Below are 1,507 nucleotides of genomic sequence, written 5' to 3'. Positions count from 1 at the left end.
TGGGTAATAAGCCCAGTTGCCAATTACCCATTACTGATACCAAGTTGCTCTCAAACCTATTATTTAACCTATTATTTATCAGAGTGGGAGAGTTTGAGAGGGAAAAGAATACCCCGTCCTCTTAGATCGGGGATGAATTTTCCCTCTCAAATAGTATTAATATAAAAAGGAAGGGTCTCAAAAAAACAGGGCAAAAGACCCTACTCAGCTACCCTGGCCTATGGCCACGCGGGGCGCGTTCGGTGCGCGGGAAAGTTACGCCCAGGTCGATAACAACCAACTATGTTGTGCCTGGGAATCCCCATTCCTCTTAGGATGGGGAAGTTCAATGCTTAAGGGCTCAATTGAACGGAATTGGTAGATGGGAGTGAACAAGCTCCTATCTACTACCTATGTCTTGATGCAGTCGCTCATGGGGGAAACCCCCAAGACCGCGCTGCATCGCTAAATGCAACTCGGTATGATTACCCACTATCAGCATAGTTTGTTGATATGATCGCGCTATCAAACCGGAGGTAAGATCAGATGAACAAAGCAGAACTACGCCGATCCCTGCTTCAAAAGCGCCAGTCTATGTCTGTAGAAGAATGGCGGCAAAAAAGCGATCGCATCTGTAGCCATCTGCAATCTTCAGCCCTAGTTACCCAGTCACAAACAGTCTTAGCCTATTTCAGTTTTCGACAAGAACCAGATCTAAGTCCCCTATTTACAGACACTAAGCACTGCTGGGGACTACCCAGATGTGTGGGAAAATCTCTCTTCTGGCATAGCTGGAAGGCGGGCGTTCCATTGCAAAAAGGAAATTATGGTATTTTAGAACCCAAACCTAATGCTACCACCCTAGAGCCAAAGGATGTGAATTTAATCCTTGTACCCGCTGTGGCTTGTGACCAGCGGGGGTATCGTTTGGGCTACGGTGGTGGTTTCTATGACCGACTGCTGAATTCACCAGAGTGGGATTCTATTCCTACCATCGGCATTGTATTTGAATTTGCCTATATACCTCAACTACCCATTGATGAGTGGGACAAAGGCTTGCACAGTGTTTGTACAGAAACAGGATTCAAGAGGGTGGAACAGATCTGAAATTCCTTGTTCGATACTGTTTCATACTATTGCTGTACCAAGACTGGAGACTTCATACTTCATTTAGGAGACGACTGGCAATTAAGTGCTCCCTTTGGATAAGCAATACGTTGGTGATTATATTGTTGCCAAACTCTGATAAACACTTGGGCAATTTTTGATAAATCCTGCCGGGTTAGGCCAGAATCCACTAATTGGTTGTCCTGCCAGCGAGCTTTGAGAATTTTATTGACCACCGTAAGAGCAGTTTCCGGAGTGACCTCTTTGAGTGAGCGTAGGGCCGCTTCACAGGCATCAGCTAACATAACTACACCAGTTTCCTGGGACTGGGGAATTGGACCGTCATAACGAAAATATGACTCGTCCACAGACCCAGTACCTTCGAGTTGGGCTTTTTGCTGAGCCTGGAAATAAAAATAGG

At 45.9% G+C, this 1,507-nt stretch carries 1 protein-coding gene and 1 pseudogene; one reads left to right on the top strand and one right to left on the bottom strand.

Annotated elements, in window-relative coordinates:
• Positions 1–525: 525 nt before the first annotated feature.
• Positions 526–1,086, top strand: a complete 561-nt coding sequence (locus F6K49_RS48170; RefSeq protein WP_075905182.1) for a 5-formyltetrahydrofolate cyclo-ligase — start codon at positions 526–528, stop codon at positions 1,084–1,086.
• A 59-nt stretch (positions 1,087–1,145) separates the two neighbouring features.
• Here F6K49_RS48170 and F6K49_RS48165 read toward each other — a convergent pair.
• Positions 1,146–1,507: pseudogene (locus F6K49_RS48165) on the bottom strand (hypothetical protein); the annotation flags it as partial.

The sequence above is a fragment of the Moorena sp. SIO3I6 genome (genome assembly GCF_010672095.1).
Note: the sequence above shows the minus strand (reverse complement) of the source record. Positions and strands in the feature narration are given on the sequence as shown.